This window comes from Streptomyces sp. NPDC060035, assembly GCF_042736635.1.
Classification (GTDB): Bacteria; Actinomycetota; Actinomycetes; order Streptomycetales; family Streptomycetaceae; genus Streptomyces.
This window is the reverse complement of the sequence record NZ_JBHWVO010000003.1, coordinates 319,750-337,387: the sequence shown is the minus strand read 5'-3', so window position 1 is coordinate 337,387 and position 17,638 is coordinate 319,750. Positions and strand designations below refer to the sequence as shown.

Genomic DNA, 17,638 nt, shown 5'->3' with positions numbered 1-17,638 from the left:
AGGGCGCCCGGCCTGGAACTTCAGGCCGGGCGCCCTTTCGTCGGGGCGTGCGCGTCAGTACGCGGAGGCGCTGTTCGCCGCGGGTGTGCCGGCCAGGATCGTCTCCTCCACCGCTTCGTACCGCATGCGCTGGTCGGCCGGGTCACGTTCGTAGAGCACCGTGCCGAGCCAGCCCGCGAGGAAGCCCAGCGGGGCCGAGAGGATGCCCGAGGTGGTGAACGGGAACCAGTTGAAGTCCTGGTCCGGGAAGATCGCCTGGGGCGATCCGGACACCAGGTTGCTGCCGGTCATGAGGAGGAACGCGGAGGCGCTGCCCACGATGAGGGTGCAGAGCAGTCCCGTACGGGAGTAGCGGCGCCAGAAGAGGCTGTAGATGAGGGCCGGTGCCACCGCGGACGCGCCGATGCAGAACGACAGGGTGAGCAGTGCCTGAAGGTTCAGATGCCGTGTACCGGCGGCGATCGCGATCGCCACGAGCCCGACGCCCGCCGCGGCGGTCCGGGCGATGGCCATCTCTGTGGAGTCCTTCAGTTGCGCCTTGCGGCGCAGCCCGTGCGTGATGAGGTCGTGCGCCAGGGTGTTGGCGCAGGCGAGGGTGATCCCGGCGACCGAGGCCAGCAGGGTGAGGAAGATGGCTGTCGCCACGGCCGTGAACAGCAGTGTCTCGACGGTCGTCTGTTCCGTGCCCATGACGGCCTGGCTGACCATGAGGAACGCTGTCTTGCCCTGCGGGTCGCCGGCGACGATCCCCTGGTGGCCGACGATCGCCGCCGCGCCGAAGCCGATGACGGCGATCAGCAGACAGGTCACGACGACGGTCGACACGGCCCAGGACATCGAGCGCCGCACGGCTGCCGCGCTGCGTGCGGTGAACATGCGCATGGTGATCTGCGGCAGCACCGCGGCGCCGAGCACGACCGTCAACTGAGTGCTGATCATGTCGAGTTCGTTGCCGCCGAACTGCAGACCGGAGGCGAGATAGGCGTCTCCCGCCCCGCTGCCGCGCTTGGCGGCGTCCAGCAGGGAGGGCAGGCTGAAGTCGAAGCGGTTGAGGATGAGCGCGGCGATCGCGAGGGACGCGCCGAGCAGGACGACGGTCTTGACGATCTGGATGAAGGCGGTGCCCTTCATGCCGCCGATCGCCGCGTACGCGATCATCAGCAGGCCCAGGAACACGATCGCCCCGGTCTTGAAGCCGTCGGCGTCGAAGCCGAGGACGACGGAGAGGAGATCGCCGGCGCCCGCGAGCTGGAAGATCACCAGCGGCAGCAGTGCGGTCAGAGTGACCGCGGCCGTGGTGATTCGCACGGCGGGGCCGGGGAGACGCCGGGTGAAGACGTCGCCGATCGTGAACCGGCCGGCGTTACGCAGCGGTTCGGCGAGCAGGAACATCATCAGGACCAGCGAGAGCACGGTGCTCAGGACGAGCGTGATGCCGTCGAAGCCGACGAGCGCGATGATGCCGATGGTGCCGAGCACGGTGCCGGCGGAGATGTAGTCGCCGGCGATCGCGAGGCCGCTCTGCACGGGGGAGAGCGAGCGGTAGCCGGTGTAGAAATCGCCCAGGTCGTCACGATCGGGGCCGGTTATCACGCACAGCAGCAGCGTGACAGTGATGACCGCGATGAACGCCATCAGCGACATGGTCTGGGCTTCGGAGCTGAAGCTGGTCATGCGCGCGCACCTCCGGTGGGCTGCTGCCACACGGGACGTCCGGAGCGGCTCTGGCGTTCCGGCCGGGGCGCGGCTGCCGCGGCCTCCTGCTCGGCGCGTTCGCGGATCGCCGCGGCGAGCGGGTCGACCTGGTTGCGCGCGATCCGCTCGTACAGCGCGATCGCAGCCAGCGCCACGGGCAGCTGGAGGAGCCCCAGGACCAGACCGGTGGTGAGACCACCGGTGATGTTGCTGGTCATCATCGAGGGGGCGTAGCCGGACAGGAAAAGGAAGATGACGAAGTAGCCGAGCGTGGTGAAGGTGGCGACGCGGCGGAGCCTGCGGTAAGCCGATCCGAGCCGGTGCAGATCATCACGATCGTCGGTGGCGGCGGGCGGTTGCGGCTGTGGGGACGCGTCCCAGGGCTGCTGCGCGGAGTCCCAGCCTTGCGGCGAGGAGTCCCACGTTCGAGGGGACGAGTCCCAGGCTCGAGGGGACGAGTCCCAGGCTGCCTGTGGATCGGTGTCCCAGGACGGCGATCCACCCTCCCAGGACTGCGACGCCGCCTCTTGGCGGTGCCGCCCGGCATTCCGGTGCTGGGGTACGGGCGGTGGGCCGGGGAAAGGCTGGTGGTACGACATCGATCTTGCTCCTTGCCGCCCCGGGGAACGGGCGGGTGGCGCTGGTGGTCCGCGTACGTTACTCATGGGTATAGCTCCTGCGTAAGGGGGTTTCCGACCGCTCGGTATGTCGGTTCGGTGACGATCCTGTGCGCGTGGCGACGGAACCCGCGGTAACCCCGTCGTGGATCTTCCCGCAGGTCACGGGTGGGTCTCGGGCCGCCCCTGGGGCCGGGCAGGCCGCTCGGCACGACCGGTCCGGCGAATGCGCAGGGCGGGCCCACGATGTGGTCGGGTGGATGCCCTCGGCTGCCCCCGGCCCGGATCGGCCTGTCCTGCTGCCGATGGCAGGAACGCCTCCGCCCAGGTCTCCGCCCGCCTGCAGCACCGGCCGGCACCCCGCGGCCTGATCGTGCCGGGCCTGGCGCTCGCGTCGGTCGGCCTTGCGCTCCTGACCGGCGTCGAGGCCGGCGGCTCCTACGCCACCCACCGGCTGCCCGACATCCTCCTCATCGGCTTCGGCTTCGGTCTCGCCTTCATGCTGCTCTTCGCCACCGCGACCGGAGGCCTCTCCCCGCAGGACTCCGGCGGGACCTCGGCGTCCTCACGGCCTAGGCCGGCTCGGTCGGATCACTTCCGCTGGCCGAGGCGGCACCAGCAGGTGAACCGGCAGGCCACCCGCCTTCGACCGCGAGGCATGCAAGCAGCGCAACACCGTCGAACGCTGCATCAACCGCTTGAAACAGTGGCGAGGCATCGCCACCCGCTATGAGAAGACCGCGACCATCTACCTGGCCGGACTCCGCATCGCGGGCATCTTCCTCCGGTCTGCGCGGTGATCCAAACGAAACGGCCTAGGCCCATGGGAACAAGTTCAGCACGCCGGACGCCGAGGTCGAAGATCAAGCTAGGCCGCGTTCCGCCAGACGGTCAGGTCTCCCAGGAGGAAGGCGAGGTCCGGTAGGGCGGTCGACTTGACCTGGATCACGTACAGCCCGATGTTGCCCTCGGTGTCCTTCATGCAGATCTCCGTGCCGGCCGCCGTCGCATCCAGCGTCCAGCTGTGGTACTTGGCGCTGTGGAGCATGAGACGACACTCGTCGAGGGTGGTGCCGTGTCCTCCGAATATCTGGACGAACGCGGCGCGGTCGCTCTTCAGTTCGCAGCCGCCCGTCTCACAACTGAAGCGGATATCGCCCTTGCTGCTGGCCACCTGCGGCTCGGAGTTCTTGAGGTTCAGCGAGTTCTCCGCGTCCAACCGCACCAGGTAGAACCCCTCCGGCCGCGGATCCTCGGGGGAGTCCGACGAGGACGCGGCATCCCCGGATGCACCGCCATCGGCCCCGGCCGCCGATGGATCCGCGGCATCCGCGGCATCCGCGGAGGAGCCCGACGAGGATCCCGGTGCGGACGCCGACGACCGTGCGGCCGGTTCCGTGGCAGACGTCTTGGAGCCGGCCGTGTCCCGGTCGCCGAGCCGGTTCGCCGCATCGATGAGCGACCATGCCAGTGCCACGACCAGCAGCGAGCCTCCCGTCACAGCGGCGGCCGCGATCAGCGCCGTACGCCGCCTGCGGGCCTTACGTTGTTCCGGCGTCGGCGTCGGCTGCGGCCCCCCGGACTGCGGCTGCGGCCACCTGAACTGCGGCTGCGGCTGCGGGTACGTCGGTGCGGGCACCGGCGGCTGCGGGTGGGCCGGGGTCGGCTCGGGTACCGGCGCCGGAACCACGGCCTCGGGCCCGGTGACCTCCCGCCACACGGCAGGTCCCCCGCCCGCGTCGGCATCCGCCCCCAGCCGCTGCCGGCACCACTCCACGACCTCCGCCGGAGTGGCCCGCTCCGCCGGGTCGGCGGCCAGGCACCGGGCGAACAGCGGACGCAGCAACTGGGGCAGCAGGGACAGGTCGGGTTCGGAGTGCACGATCCGGTACAGCACGTTGACGGCCGAACCGTCGCCGTAGAGCGGCCTGCCCAGCACCGCGAACGCCGCCGTCTGGGCGAGCGCGAAGACGTCGGTAGCCGCCGTGATGTCACTCCCGGACGCCTGCTCCGGGGACATGAAGGAGGGTGTGCCGATCGTGCCCTCCGTCGCCGTGTACGAGGTCCCGTCGGCGGCCAGCGCGATACCGAAGTCGATCACCCGTGGGCCGTCGGCGGCCAGCAGCACGTTCGACGGCTTCAGGTCCCGGTGCACGATGCCTTCGGCGTGGATGGCCTGCAATGCCTCGGCCACACCCGCCATCAGCCACAGCACCGCCGGCACCGGCAGCGGCCCGCGGCGGGTCACCGCCTCCGTCAGCGACGGCCCCGGCACGTACAGGGTGGCCAGCCACGGTGGTACGCAGTCCGCATCGGCGTCGATCAGCTCGGCGGTGTACGCCCCCTGGACCCGCCGGGCCGCCTTGATCTCCCGGCCGAACCGCCGCCTGAAGTCCGGATCGTCGGCCAGTTCCGGCCGCACGACCTTGATCGCCACGGGCCGCCCGCCCTGCGTGTGCGACAGATACACCCGGCCCATGCCACCGGCGCCCAGCCGCGCGGCGAGCCGATAGCCCGCCACCGCGGGCGGGTCGTCGGCCTGGAGTGGCTGGAAGACATCCGTCGCATGGCTCATCAGTCCCGTACCCCCGTTGTCATGCGTTGGCCAACGCCAGCGGCCTGAGCGGAGCATACGGCGCGGCCCGCTGCGGGGCCTCCCCATGACCGGCACCGAGGACGCCCCGACCGCCACCCGCACCTTCTGCGGCACCGTCACCGGGGCCTACGACGGCCACTTCAGGACGTCCATGTGGCCTCCCGCAGCAGATGGCGGAGTTGCCGACGCCGGTCGGGCTACAGCAACGCCTTCGGCCCGTCGGCGTCGAGGGCCGAGAGTCGTTCCCCTACGGCGGTGACGAACTCGGCGTCGTCCGCGAGGTCCCGTGCCCCCAGTACGGCGAGCAGTCCGCGCACCGGGCGGTCGCCCGACCCTGTCCAGGCCGCACGGATGCGGTCGGCGGCGGGGTCGTCCAGCGGCTGGTCCCGGGTGTGGCGCATCCACGCCGCGAGGGCGCCGGTGAGGACTGCCGAGGGCCTTCCTGCGATCCGGATCTCGCGCAGCGGCGTGAGCCACCGTTCGGGGATCTTCTGCGAGCTGTCCGTGGCGATCTGCCGCAGAAGGTGCCGCATGGCGGGGTTGGCGAAGCGCAGGACGAGTCCGTCGATGTACCCCTCGACGTCGAGGCCGGCCGGCAGACTGCCGGCGACCTCGGCGGCGTAGGCGCGCAGGACCGGCTCGCCCCACGGGGCGGTCATCGCATCGGCGACGCTCACCCGGCCGTCCGCGATGCCCAGGCAACTCAGCAGTGTGTGCGCGCCGTTGAGCAGGCGCAGTTTCATCACCTGGTAGGGCGCGACGTCGGGGACGAAGAGTGCGCCGGTGTCCTCCCAGCGGGGCCGGTCGGCGGCGAACGTGTCCTGCAGTACCCATTGGGTGAACGGCTCGCCGATGACTGCGCCCTCGTCGCGGATGCCGAGGACGGCGCTCGCGGCGTCGCGGTCGGCTTCGGTCGTGGCGGGGACGATGCGGTCGACGACCGTGGACGGGAAGGCGACCGCATCCGCCATCCACGTCAGGAGTGCCTCGCGGTCCGCCCAGCCGGAGGCCTCGATGTACTCGCCGACCAGCCGGGCGACGACGGTGCCGTTGTCGGCCATGTTGTCGCAGGGCACCACCGACAGCGGCGCGCCGGATGCGATCCGACGGGCACGCAGGCCGTGCGCCAACTGTGCAACCACGGTGGCAGGGGCGGGGGCCCCCGCCAGATCGGCGGCGACCAGGGGGTCTCGGGTGTCGAGGCTGCCGTCGGCGGCCCGCCGGTAGCCCTTCTCGGTGACCGTGGTCGTCACGACCGTCACGTCCGGCGAGGCGAGCAGATCACGCAGTCGGGCCGCGTCGTCCGCGGCGTGACGGATCTCCGTGAGCTGCCCGATCACGCGGGTGCGGGGGCCCTCGGGGGCACGCAGGGTCAGCGAGTACAGCCCGTCCTGCGGGGCGAGTTGCTCGACGACGGAGCGGCCTCGCTGCGAGAAGCCGGCGATGCCCCATCCTCCGCCGTGCAGTGCCTCCGCCTGCTCGGTGTGGACGGCCTGATGGGCCCGGTGGAAGGCGCCGAGTCCCAGGTGGACGATCCGGGTGCGCAGTGCCCGCGGGTCCGTGAGCGGTCCGGTTCCGGCGGGCAGGGCGCCGAGCGTCGCGTACGAGAGCCTGTTCACCAGTCGTGCACCGATCCGTCCGAGCGGCGGCCCACCGGCAGGTACTTGGGGTCGTACGGGAAGCGGGCGGCGGCCTCCTCGTCCAGCTCGACGCCGAGGCCGGGGGCGGCGGAGGGGTACAGGGCGCCGTCGCGGAGCTCGTAGGTGGGGCGGAACACCTCGTGGGTGACCGGGCTGTGCTCCATGTACTCCTGGATGCCGAAGTTGGGGACGGTCACGTCGAGGTGGACCGCGGCGGACATGCTGACCGGCGACAGGTCGGTCGCGCCGTGCGAGCCGGTACGGACCTGGTACAGCTCGGCGAGGTTGAAGATCCGCCGCACATGGGTGATGCCGCCGGCGTGGGCGACCGAGCAGCGGATGTAGTCGATGAGGCGCTCGGAGATGAGCTGCTGGCAGTCCCAGATCGAGTTGAACACCTCTCCGACGGCGATCGGTGTCGTCGTCGCCTGCCTGATCTGCCGGAAGTTCTCCTGGAGTTCGGCCGGGGACGGGTCCTCCATCCAGAACAGCCGCAGGTCCTCCAGGCGCGCGCCGAGCCGGCCGGCCTCGGTGGGGGTGAGGCGGTGGTGGACGTCGTGCAGCAGATGGAAGTCGAAGCCGAACTTCTCCCGGATATCGGCGAGATAGCGGGGAGCGAAGTCCAGGTACCGCTCGGTGTCCCAGAGCTGCTCCTCGGGAAGGGCCGCCGAGGCAGGCTCGTAGACGGAGCCCTTGCGGACGCCGTACGTGCCCGCCACACCCGGCACCGCGGCCTGGGCGCGGATCGCGCGGTAGCCGTCCTCCCTGAACCGGGCCACATCGTCGATCAGTTCACCGACGGTGGCACCGCTCGCATGGCCGTAGACCAGGGCGCCCTCGCGGGCCTTGCCGCCCAGCAGGTCGTACACCGGCATGCCGGCGACCTTGCCCTTGATGTCCCAGAGCGCGGTGTCGACGGCGGAGATCGCCGTCATGGTGACCGGGCCCCGACGCCAGTAGGCGCCCTTGTAGAGGTACTGCCACATGTCCTCGATGCGGTCGGCGTCACGGCCGATGAGCAACGGTACGAGGTGGTCGTTCAGGTACGACGCGACGGCGAGTTCGCGGCCGTTCAGGGTGGCGTCGCCGAGGCCTGTCACACCGTCGGAGGTGGTCAGCTTGAGCGTGACGAAATTGCGGCCCGGCGAGGTGATGATGACCTTCGCCTGGGTGATGGTGGCCATGGGACAGCCCTTCAGGGAGCGAGGGGGGTGAGGGATCAGTTGCGGGCGAGTGACTCGGCACGCGGGGCGGCGGTCTCGGCACGCGGCGTTGCGGTCTCGCCCCGGCCCCAGTCGGCGTACTCGATGCCGCCGCGCTTGCCGGGTGCCGTTTCCGGCATGAAGAGCAGGGCCACGATACTGACCGTGATGAGCGCGGCCACGTACAGCGCGACCCAGGTGTAGGAGCCGTCACCGGTGATCAGCAGGGCGGTGGCGACGACGGTGAACGGGCCGCTGGCGATCATCGAGCCGAACTGCCAGACCACGGAGACGCCGCTGTAGCGGGCGCGGGCCGGGAACAGTTCGGGGAAGTAGGACGCCTGCGGCGCGTAGGTGCCGGCGTGGCCGAGCGCGAGGCCGGCGATCAGCAGAAGCACGATGAGGACCATGCTGCCGCTCTCGATCGCCTTGAACGCGGGGACGACGAGCACCAGGTTGAGGACCGCGGCGGCCAGGTAGACCGGGCGGCGGCCGACCTTGTCGGTGAGCCTGCCGATCAGCGGGATCGCGACCAGTTCGCAGGCGATGGCGATCATCACGGCGTTGAGGACCATGCTGTCGTCGATGCCGTGCTCCTTGGCGTAACTGACCAGGAAGACGGTGTAGAAGGGGAAGACCGCGGCCTCGACGAACTTGGTGAACAGACCGCCGAACATCTCCCGCTTGTGGTCGCGGGCGAGCAGCTTCAGCGGAGCGACCTGGTGCGCCTGCGTCTCCTTGGCGGCCTTGAAGGTCTCCGACTCGTTGACGCGCATGCGCACGAACAGGCCGATGAGGACGACGAATGCGCTCAGCAGGAAGGGCACGCGCCATCCCCAGGAGACGAACGCCTCCTCCGAGAGCAACGACGTGAGCAGGGCGAACAGCCCGGTCGGGATCAGGTAGGCGGCCGGCGAACCGAGCTGCACGAAGCTGGCGAACAAGCCGCGTTCGGCCGGTGGTGCCGCTTCCGCCGTGAGCAGGACGGCGCCACCCTGCTCACCGCCCACACCGAATCCCTGGATCAGGCGGACCAGGACGAGGATGACGGCTGCCCAGATGCCTATCTGGTCGTAGGTCGGCATCAGGCCCACCGCGAAGGTTCCGAGGCCGGTGAGGAGCAGGGTGAAGACGAGCGCCTTCTTACGGCCGACGCGGTCACCGATGTAACCCCAGACCAGGCCGCCCAGCGGGCGCGCGAAGAACCCGACGGCATACGTCGAGAACGCGGCCAGGGTGCCCACCGCGGGGTCCACCTCGGGAAAGAACACCTTGTTGAACACCAGCGCCGACGCGGTGCCGTAGATGAAGAAGTCGTAGTACTCGGCGATGGTGCCGACCACGGAAGCGCCTACGGTCCGGCGCAGTTCCTTGGGTGAAGCCTCGACGGGGGCGGTCCCGGTGGGGGTGGTTCCCTTGGGGGTGTGCTCGCTCATCTGCCTGCCTCCTTGCAGGTAAAAGATCACGTGGCCGGTTGCATGAAGGACCACACAATCTAGATCGCGTCGGCTACCATACAAGTACTTCAGGCAACGTCAAGAGGGGGAGGGGCAACGATGGCCTTGTCCACAGGACTGCACGCCGCCCGGGCGCGGGGGCGCAATACCCGGCAACTGGTGCACGAGCTCCTGCGCACGCGGATCGTGCTGCTGGAGATCCTGCCGGGGGCGGCCCTCTCGGAGAACGACCTGGCCGCCGAGCTCGGCGTCAGCCGCACCCCCGTACGGGAAAGCCTGATCCTCCTCGCGGAGGAGGGGCTGGTCGACGTGTATCCCCAGCTCGGCACGTTCGTGGCGCGGATCAAGGAGCGGGACATCGCCTCCGCCCAGTTCGTCCGCGAGGCACTGGAGCTGGCCGCCCTGCGGGACAGCGTGACGCGCGCCGGTGAGCGGGACGTGCTGGAACTGCGCGCCCTGCTCGCCGCGCAGTCCGACGCGGAACAGCAATCCGACCCGGAGGCCTTCTTCAAGCTCGACGAGGAGTTCCACGCCCGCCTCATGGCTGCCGGTGGACACCCCGAGGTGTGGTCCGTCGTCAGCCACGCGAAGGCGCACCTCGACCGGGCACGGCGCCTGTCGCTGCCGCTCGAGGACCAGCTGCCCCTCCTCATCCGGCAGCACACCGACGTCGTCGATGCGCTGGAGCGCCGGGACATCGACGGCGCCGATGCCGCGCTGCGGGGGCATCTGCGCCAGGTCTTCGCCGATGTCGACACGATCCGCACGCGACACCCCGACCTCTTCGGCGACACCGACGCGCCGCCGCGCCCGCGCCGCGAGCCGCGCCGCCGCACGGACGGATGACGGGCGGGCGTCGCCCTGAAGAACCAACGACTTCCGGGCCGCGCTCACCCCGCGACTGACGCATGCGGCCCTACTGACCGGCTTGCCCGTACGTGGGCTCTCCGACCGCCGTGGACAGGGTGCACTCCGCCCAGACCGTCTTGCCAGGGCCGACGCGGTCATCAACGCCCCAGCGGGTGGCGAGGGCGTCGACGAGGACCAGCCCACGGCCGTGGTCCTCGTCGAAGGCCGGCATGACCAGGACAGGCCGGGCCGGGTGGGTGTCGGACACCTCGATATGGACGAGGCCCCGTCCTCCGTCATGACGGAGGAGCAGAGCGAAGTCCCTGCCGGGCACGCGGCCGTGCAGTACGGCATTCGCGGCGAGCTCGGCCACGACGGCCGTGACCGCGTCGTGGACATCAGCATCGCGAGGGTGCCCCCACTCGGCCAACTGCAGCCCGGCAAGCAGGCGCGCGAGGCGGGCACCCCGCCGCGTGGCGGAGAAGCGCTGCGCGAACAGGCGGATGAGGGCGGGGGACTGGGTGTGAGGGGCTGGCATGAGCCCAGCCTGGTGCGGAGGCGATGCCCTGGGGCAGGCACGACACCCATACAGATCGGCTTGTACTGGTTCACCCGCTGGACTGGGAGAGTCGCTGTGCGTAAGCCTTGCGTGGTCAGGCGTGGCGCAGTGCGGACGACGCGCGGTACGGGTGGGCACAGGAGAGAGGCGGCCGCGCATGGCTTCGGACAATGGCGGGGTCGGCGCGCAGTGCGGTGAGCCGGAGCTGTCGGACAGCCTGAAGACGTTCGGGGCCGTGCTGAGGGCGCTGCGCGACGAAGCGCGCCTGACCCAGGAGCAGTTCGCGCCTCGGGTGCGGTATTCGGCGGCATACATCGCCAAGATCGAGCAGGGGAAGCGGTTCCCGCCGAGGGACTTACTGGACCGCTCGGAGGAGGTCCTGGGACCGGCGGCGGCCCGGGTGCTGGCGGCGGCGGCGAGGAGCCTGACGCGGAAGGTGGGGCTGGCGTCGTGGTTCCTGCAGTGGGCGGCGATCGAGGAGGACGCGATTTCGCTCTTCTCGTACGAGTCCAGCGTGATTCCAGGGCTGTTGCAACCCGAGCCGTACATTCGCGCACTCTTCGAGCGTCGTCTGCCACCCTTGTCGGAGGACCAGTTCGAGCACCAGGTCACTGCCCGCCTGGAGCGACAGCGTCTTCTCGCGGAGCGGCCGAACACCACTTTCAGCTTCATCATTGAACAGGCGCTGCTGGAACGCCGCATGGGCGGTGACGAGGTCACGCGGGCGCTCCTCGACCACCTGCTCACGGTGAGTCGTCTGCGGAACGTGGAGATCCAGGCCATGCCGCTCGTCCAGGAGGACCATTCAGGCTTCGAAGGTCCACTTTCCCTGGCCGAGACGGCGGAGAACCGGTGGGTGGGATACGTCGAGGCCCACGACAGCAGCATGCTGATCACCGACTCAAAAGCCGCAAGCGCGATGCTTCAGCGCTATGGCAAGATGCGCTCGCAGGCTCTGAGTCAACAAGCCACCGCGGGTCTGCTGGAGCAGATGCGAGGAGCGCTATGAGCACCACTGAACTTGCATGGTTCAAGAGCAGTTACAGCGGTGGCGGCGGGGGCAACTGCGTGGAGATCGCCTTCGGTCTCGAGGCCGTGCTGGTCAGAGACTCTAAGGATGCGGGAGAACGCGCACTGACGGTCTCGCCTCGCGCCTGGTCAGCCTTCACGGAGCTTGCTGCCGACTCGCAGGTCTGAGGATCCCGGGTGCGCTGGCTTAGCCGGTGACCTGGGAGGTCACGTGGGTACGCGTACAGTCGGTGCGCCGCTTCAGGAGCCGCTCAACCGTCGCCACGCGGACGCTTGCAGAGATTCTTCGACGCCCCGGTCCCGTCAGTCGTCCGCGACTTGGATCAACATCGCGAACACGTGGCCGTTCATCCCTGCGATCAGGCTGTCGAAGACAGGGGTGACAAGGTTGGTCGCGCCGCAGTAGGAATCGTGGTTGGTCCACCAGGCTGCATCCGCGCCGAGCAGACTCACCACGCGCTTCGCGGTGTGGAGGGCTCCGGCGTCGTCCATGAGGCGATGCGGCGGCCAGACGATGTCGACCGTGGCGGCGATGGCCATGAATGCTGCCGCCTCGTTGATCTCGATGGGCTCCAGGCTGGCCTCAATGTTCAGGGCCGGCATCGGTTCGTGCGACGTGAAGAAGCGCTTCCAAGCCACGTCCTCGAAGATCTGGACGAGTAGCCCGTGGACCTGCTCCGCCAGCTCAGCCGTGCTGGGAGCTACGTCGGTAAAGCGGCCGACCCGGATGTAGACGCGCGAGACCGTGGCTAACGTGTCCATGTGGTGGGCCAGTTTGCTCAACAAGAAGTCTGTGGACTGCATGGCGCCATTCCTGTGTCCTGATGGGGCGATGGGAGCCGTCCTGGCGGTTGAGGCCTCCGCTCCGGCTGCCCGAAGCAGATCTGCGGCTTGCAAGATCCATAGCGTCGGTGGTTTCGCCCCTGAGTCAGGCCGAAGCTCGCATCGCCGCAGTGAGCATGAACGTGACCTCATCGTGCCGGCCGGCACTGTCTAGCGCCGCCGCGATGTTCAGGACCGCCTGCCTGTCTGTCCGTTCTGCGACATTAATCAGTATTGCCTCGGCAGCATCGTGCAGCCCGGCCGCTCGGCAGGAGCTGACGGCCACCACGATTTCCGCGGCCGAGTAGGACGCACCCGCCCGCCAGAGCAGGAAGCCAGCGTCCCGTTTCTGGCCAACGGCAAGGTATCGGGCCACCACTCCAGTCTCGGACCAGGTGAGTTCTGCCGTGTCTACGGGGTGCCGGTCCCCCTCTCTGCGGGGGACCGGCACCTCGGCGCGTTCCTGGGGGATCGGAAAAGCGTGCCGCCGGACACGTCGGCGAAGGCGCCGCATCCGCACCAGATTGGCTTCCTGCACACTGTGCGAAGCCGGCTGCTGTGGTCCCGCCTGGGAGCTTGCGGCCGTGGCCGGATAGCCGACGGAGCAGCATGCGCAGTGCTTCATCTTGGCGTGAATACGCAGATCAAGAAGGAACTTCAGGGTGTGTGGCAGCGGGCCGGTGCCTGAGGCGTCCTTTTCCACGACAGCGTAGAAGTCACACAGAAGCGATTCCTCGGGGATACGGCCAGCGTTCAGATGGTTCGAGAGGGTGGTTGGCTCCTGGTGGGCATCCCTGGCGATGTCGGCCTGCGTTCGAGTGCTGCACTCCCGGATCCCGCGCAGTGCTGTCACAAACGCCCTGTGTGCTGCGGTGATGCCGGGCGGCAGCTCTTTCCACGTCCTCGGCTTCGGTGTCACGCACGCATCCGTTCGTCGTCAGTGCAGCGGTGATCACCAATTGTGGACGACGCGGGCAGATTTCGGCAGTGTGTGGATGTTTTCCATAGCCCCTCGAAAGCTTGCGGAACCTGGCGTGATGGGTCGTCAACCAGAGAGAGTGGCGGAGTCAGCGAGGGGTGCCAGAGGACTGGCATTCGGGACTGCCGTGCATCTGACATAGCTGGGGGCTGTGGATGAATTTGCCGTCGTGGGAGAACGAGAAGCTCGGCACGATGAAGAGGGCCGCGCTGTGGCTGCTGACGGTCGTGCAGGAGGGCGGCACCTTCACCAAGGAAGATGTCAAGGCAGCCTTCCCCGGCATCAGTCAGGCCGATCGCAGGGTGCGTGACCTGCGTGACCACGGGTGGAAGATTGATACCCACCGGGAGGACGCGAGCCTGGGCCAGCACGAGCTGCGGTTTGTCGCGGCGGGTCAGCATGTCTGGGAACCGGGGAAGGCAACCAAGAGCGGTTCGGTCCTCACAGACACGCAGAGGCGGGCGGTTCTCACTCGCGACGGCAACCGCTGCCGGTCATGCGGGATCACGCCCGGGCAGACCTACTCCGGAACCTTCGAGACTGCTCAGATCGACATCGCCCGCCGGAAGGTGAAGCTGCCCAGCGGCACCTCATCGGTGCAGCCGATCGCGGAGTGCAATCGTTGCCGCGTGGGCGGCCGCACTCTGGAAGCGGATCTCACTGCCGTGCTTGAAGATGTTCAGAAGCTCGGTGGGCTTCAGCTGCAGACTCTCAAGGACTGGGTCTCGGCCGACGAGCGTGAATTCAGCGTCGTGGAGCGGGTGTGGGCAGACATTCGCACGCTGCCGGCGGAGGCACGCGACAAGGTGCGCGAAACCCTCGGCCTGCCCCCCGCCTGAGTTCCATACGTAGAGCCGTGGTGGGGCTGCTGCCGGCAGCAGCCCCACCCATGAAGCCCAGCCACACCATTCGCAGGCCAGAGGAGAACGAGCTGTGATCAGAAACGTCGGGGACTTCGGCTTGCCGCCGCACGCCGCCAAGAACTGGGAAGTTGTAGAGAAGCGTCTCAATGACGTAGCTGTCGGCAGTGGACTTCAGGAGACCCTGACGATTGAGTGGCGCACGAAGCCGCAGGTCGTACAGGTCATCGACATGCCGGTGAACTCGCTCTACTACAACCCGGGGACTCACCGGATCAGGGCGCAGCGCAGCTACGACCCGCAGCTTGACCGTCGGCTTGATGAGGCCCCCTGGAGCGAAGACAGCCAGAATTACCTTCAGCACCTGCTCCAAGCCGAACCCTCTGACCCGTCGAAGAGGGACAAGGATTTCGATGCTCTGAAGCAGAGCCTTGCTGATTTCAAGCAGAACGAGCCGGGGCTCATCACCCGCGAAGGCATCCTGGTCAACGGCAACACCAGGGCGGCGGCCCTGCGTGAGCTCGGTGTGGAGAACATCCGGGTGGCTGTGCTGCCGGACTCCTGCACCTGGGCAGACATCAACAAAGTTGAACTCTCCCTTCAGCTCCGCCATGACACCCGGCGGCCGTATTCGTACATCAACAGGCTCCTCACGATCGATGAGCAGGTGGAATCAGGCCGGCCGCTGAAGGAAGTCGCGCGAGACTTCCGTATCAGGGAATCGACAGCTGAACAGGATCTCTGGGTGCTTGTCTGCCTTCGGGACCTGAGCGACAGGTCCTCGACCGGCGGTGTGCAGTTGCGGCTGCTGGACTTCGAGGACGCGCAGGAGAGGCTTCGTGAGGTGCACCGCGCTTACGCCAAGGAATCGAAGACCGATACGCAGAAAGCTGAGCTGCTCAAGGAGAACCGCCTTGCTGCCATCGTGATGAACTTCTCCAAAACCGACGTCCGTCTCATCGAAGCTGACTTCCGGGGCCGCTACTTGGAGCACCGGCTGCCAGACGAACTGAAGGCGGCTCCTGCCGCGGCCCCCGCGCGGGTGATCCCCGGTATCGGCCGTGCGGTCAAGGCAGATGTGCCCCAGGTGGCTGCGGCCCGCGCCTTCACTGATTCGGTGCTTCGCGCGAAGGCGGTGGTCCGGGCGAAGGAGAAGGTTCCTTCGGCACAGCTGGATGCGGCAACTTCCGTCTTTGAAGTGGCACACAAGGCCGTCGAAGACGCGCTTGAGCCTGCCGGCAAGGACGCTCGTGTCCGCAAGCGGAAGCAAGCTGCCCCTGATCGCCTCAACGATGCCTGCCAGGACATCGAACAGTGCATCACCGACATGGTGCTGGCGAGTGCTTCTCGCAGTTTGGATGAGGAGGCCCTGGACGAGGCTGTCCTCAAGCTGAAGGCCACTCTGAGGAAGCTGGCGCAGGCCACCACACAAGCCATCGAAGTGCCAGGCGAGGGCGTCGAGTGGCTGCGTGACGCGGTGCGGCAGGGCCAGGCGTGACCATGGCGGCGGCTGGGGAAGCATCCCTGCACATCGGCTTCGATGTCACGCGTACTAAGGCCGTGCTGCGGGCGAGCGAGCAGTGCCGCAGCGACCTTAACCGGATCGCAGCCAGGTTTCCCGGAGGCGGGCTCCGGGGCCGTCTCGCACTTGAGCTGACCCTCGATGACTTCCTGGTGGGTATCGACGTTCTTGCCGACTGGCCGCACCCCGAGTCGGTCGTCTGGGCGGACGAACTGAGTGCCCTGGTCGGCGAGGTACTCGATGATGCCGATCGGGCGGAACAACAACTTCAGACACCTCGCTCGGACGCAGCGTGGGATGACAGTGGTGTGGAGTCGGCGCTGGGCCCGGCATGGCGTGCTGACCTCACGGAGTTCCAGCGTCGTGACATCGAACGGCTGCTGTCTCTGCAGCACGGGGCGAACTTCAGTGTGCCTGGAGCTGGAAAGACCCGGGTCGGGCTGGCGGTGTATGCAGCCATGCGTGAACGGGGCGAAGTCCGCCGGCTGCTGGTTGTCAGCCCGAAATCTGCTTACGAGGCGTGGCTCACTGAGAGCGAGCTGTGCTTCAAGGAGCCCCCGCTGACTGCTGTCATGGGGAAGACCCCCGACGGCATGGCGGAGATCCTGGTCGTCAACTACGAGCGACTCGACAGGTCGCTGGCGTCGCTGGCGACCTGGCTGAGGGGTGCGCCCTCCATGATCGTTCTTGATGAAGCGCATCGGATGAAGCTGGGGGCTCAGGGGACGTACGGAAGTGCCTGCATGGCGCTTGGACCACTGACCCGGCGACGTCTCATTCTCACGGGAACCCCGGCCCCGAACGGGGCTCGCGACCTGGAGAACCTGCTGTCGTTTGTCTGGCCGGGCCACGGCCGGAGAGTGGTCACGCAGGCGGTCGCAGGTGGTGATCTCGCCTACGCAAGTTCGGTGCTGAGGCCGCTGTTCACGCGGACGACGAAGAAGGAGCTGGGCCTGCCCCCGTTCGAGACGCGCATCCGGCGCCTGAAAATGCCGGAGCTGCATCGCGAGGTGTACGACGCCCTGGTTGGGCGATTCACCACGAGGGCTGAGGCATCGCGTGATGACTTCGACGCCCTGGGCAAGGCGATGCTTCGCCTTCTCATGGCAGCCACCAGTCCTGCGTTGCTTGTCGAAGGCGGAAGCAGGTATGAGCCGCTGACGTACCAGGTCCCGCCACTCGAAGTGCCGCAGGGCGAATCGCTGTACGCGCTCATGGGAAACCTGCCGGCGCATGAACTCTCCCCGAAGTACAAAGAGGCCCTGAATATCGTTGCAACGAATGCAGCGATGGGACGGAAGACGTTGGTCTGGACGACCTTCGTGCGCAGCATCACGACGATGGAGAGCCTTTTCGCGGCCTATCAGCCCGCCGTAGTGCACGGTGGCACCCCCGACCGAGAAGAGCAGATCAGGCGCTTCCGCGAGGATCCTGACTGCCACGTTCTCCTGTCCAACCCCGCCACCCTCGGCGAAGGCATCAGCTTGCATCATGTCTGCCATGACGCTGTGTACGTCGATCGTGACTTCATGGCAGGGAGGTTCCTTCAGAGTCTGGACCGAATCCACCGACTCGGACTGGCGCCTGATACCCGGACCCGCGTCACCGTGCTTGCGGTGGAGGGCACGATTGACGAGGTGGTGGCGATGAGGCTTGAGGAGAAGCTCGAATTCATGGGGCGGATCCTGGATGACCCTTCTGTGCAGCAGCTCGGTGATCTTGAGGATGAGCCGTCCGGGGCCGCAGGCATGGATATGGCGGATGTCCGCGCGTTGCTGAATCACGTCGATGCCGTCGCTGGCCACTGAGCC

15 protein-coding genes and 1 pseudogene are annotated in these 17,638 nt (G+C 68.0%); 7 read left to right on the top strand and 9 right to left on the bottom strand.

Annotation, left to right across the window (positions count from 1 at the left end; translation table 11 throughout):
* Nucleotides 1-54: 54 nt before the first annotated feature.
* On the bottom strand, nt 55-1,674 hold the full coding sequence (locus tag ACFWBQ_RS06525; RefSeq protein WP_385484783.1) for a cation acetate symporter: 1,620 nt from the start codon (nt 1,672-1,674) through the stop codon (nt 55-57).
* The gene (locus ACFWBQ_RS06520; RefSeq protein WP_385484781.1) at nt 1,671-2,294 is read right to left on the bottom strand and encodes a DUF485 domain-containing protein; all 624 of its coding nucleotides are present in this window, start codon (nt 2,292-2,294) and stop codon (nt 1,671-1,673) included. The genes ACFWBQ_RS06525 and ACFWBQ_RS06520 overlap by 4 nt, the downstream gene beginning before the upstream one ends.
* Before the next feature lie 647 nt (nt 2,295-2,941).
* On the opposite strand from ACFWBQ_RS06520, the pseudogene ACFWBQ_RS06515 reads away from it, so the two are divergent.
* Nucleotides 2,942-3,112 (top strand): annotated as a pseudogene (locus ACFWBQ_RS06515) (IS5/IS1182 family transposase); the annotation flags it as partial.
* A 68-nt stretch (nt 3,113-3,180) separates the two neighbouring features.
* Here ACFWBQ_RS06515 and ACFWBQ_RS06510 read toward each other — a convergent pair.
* The 4 genes from ACFWBQ_RS06510 to ACFWBQ_RS06495 all read right to left on the bottom strand — a co-directional run bounded on the left by ACFWBQ_RS06510 (nt 3,181) and on the right by ACFWBQ_RS06495 (nt 9,186).
* The gene (locus ACFWBQ_RS06510; protein WP_385484779.1) at nt 3,181-4,887 is read right to left on the bottom strand and encodes a protein kinase; all 1,707 of its coding nucleotides are present in this window, start codon (nt 4,885-4,887) and stop codon (nt 3,181-3,183) included.
* A gap of 218 nt (nt 4,888-5,105) precedes the next feature.
* Nucleotides 5,106-6,527, bottom strand: coding sequence for a mannitol dehydrogenase family protein (locus ACFWBQ_RS06505; RefSeq protein WP_385484777.1), 1,422 nt, complete (start codon nt 6,525-6,527; stop codon nt 5,106-5,108).
* Entirely contained in the window at nt 6,524-7,732 is a 1,209-nt protein-coding gene (gene manD, locus ACFWBQ_RS06500) for a D-mannonate dehydratase ManD (protein ID WP_385484775.1), read from the bottom strand. Before manD ends, ACFWBQ_RS06505 begins: the two co-directional genes overlap by 4 nt.
* A 35-nt stretch (nt 7,733-7,767) precedes the next feature.
* Complete coding sequence (locus tag ACFWBQ_RS06495; RefSeq protein WP_385484773.1) at nt 7,768-9,186, bottom strand: MFS transporter; 1,419 nt, start codon at nt 9,184-9,186, stop codon at nt 7,768-7,770.
* A 120-nt stretch (nt 9,187-9,306) separates the two neighbouring features.
* Here ACFWBQ_RS06495 and ACFWBQ_RS06490 point away from each other — a divergent pair, with 120 nt between their 5' ends.
* Nucleotides 9,307-10,053: a GntR family transcriptional regulator gene (locus ACFWBQ_RS06490; protein ID WP_385484771.1), complete on the top strand. Its 747-nt coding sequence runs from the start codon at nt 9,307-9,309 to the stop codon at nt 10,051-10,053.
* Between the two features lie 70 nt (nt 10,054-10,123).
* Here the strand turns inward: ACFWBQ_RS06490 and ACFWBQ_RS06485 are convergent, their stop codons facing one another.
* Nucleotides 10,124-10,594 (bottom strand): ATP-binding protein, encoded by a 471-nt coding sequence (locus tag ACFWBQ_RS06485; RefSeq protein WP_385484769.1) that lies wholly within the window; start codon nt 10,592-10,594, stop codon nt 10,124-10,126.
* A gap of 178 nt (nt 10,595-10,772) precedes the next feature.
* On the opposite strand from ACFWBQ_RS06485, the gene ACFWBQ_RS06480 reads away from it, so the two are divergent.
* Nucleotides 10,773-11,624 (top strand): helix-turn-helix domain-containing protein, encoded by an 852-nt coding sequence (locus ACFWBQ_RS06480; RefSeq protein ID WP_385484767.1) that lies wholly within the window; start codon nt 10,773-10,775, stop codon nt 11,622-11,624.
* A complete protein-coding gene (locus tag ACFWBQ_RS06475) occupies nt 11,621-11,812 on the top strand; it encodes a DUF397 domain-containing protein (RefSeq protein ID WP_385484765.1) in 192 nt (63 codons plus the stop codon). The genes ACFWBQ_RS06480 and ACFWBQ_RS06475 overlap by 4 nt, the downstream gene beginning before the upstream one ends.
* 135 nt (nt 11,813-11,947) lie before the next feature.
* Here ACFWBQ_RS06475 and ACFWBQ_RS06470 read toward each other — a convergent pair whose 3' ends face one another.
* Entirely contained in the window at nt 11,948-12,448 is a 501-nt protein-coding gene (locus ACFWBQ_RS06470) for a hypothetical protein (RefSeq protein WP_385484763.1), read from the bottom strand.
* 124 nt (nt 12,449-12,572) lie between these two features.
* Nucleotides 12,573-13,385, bottom strand: coding sequence for a hypothetical protein (locus ACFWBQ_RS06465; RefSeq protein ID WP_385484761.1), 813 nt, complete (start codon nt 13,383-13,385; stop codon nt 12,573-12,575).
* Nucleotides 13,386-13,600: 215 nt separating this feature from the next.
* Between ACFWBQ_RS06465 and ACFWBQ_RS06460 the strand changes: the two genes are divergently transcribed.
* From ACFWBQ_RS06460 to ACFWBQ_RS06450, 3 genes are all read left to right on the top strand, one after another.
* Nucleotides 13,601-14,284, top strand: a complete 684-nt coding sequence (locus ACFWBQ_RS06460) for a hypothetical protein (protein ID WP_385484759.1) — start codon at nt 13,601-13,603, stop codon at nt 14,282-14,284.
* Between the two features lie 94 nt (nt 14,285-14,378).
* Nucleotides 14,379-15,803, top strand: coding sequence for a transcriptional regulator (locus tag ACFWBQ_RS06455; RefSeq protein ID WP_385484757.1), 1,425 nt, complete (start codon nt 14,379-14,381; stop codon nt 15,801-15,803).
* 2 nt (nt 15,804-15,805) lie between these two features.
* A complete protein-coding gene (locus ACFWBQ_RS06450; RefSeq protein ID WP_385485023.1) occupies nt 15,806-17,635 on the top strand; it encodes a DEAD/DEAH box helicase in 1,830 nt (609 codons plus the stop codon).
* Nucleotides 17,636-17,638 lie beyond the last annotated feature (3 nt).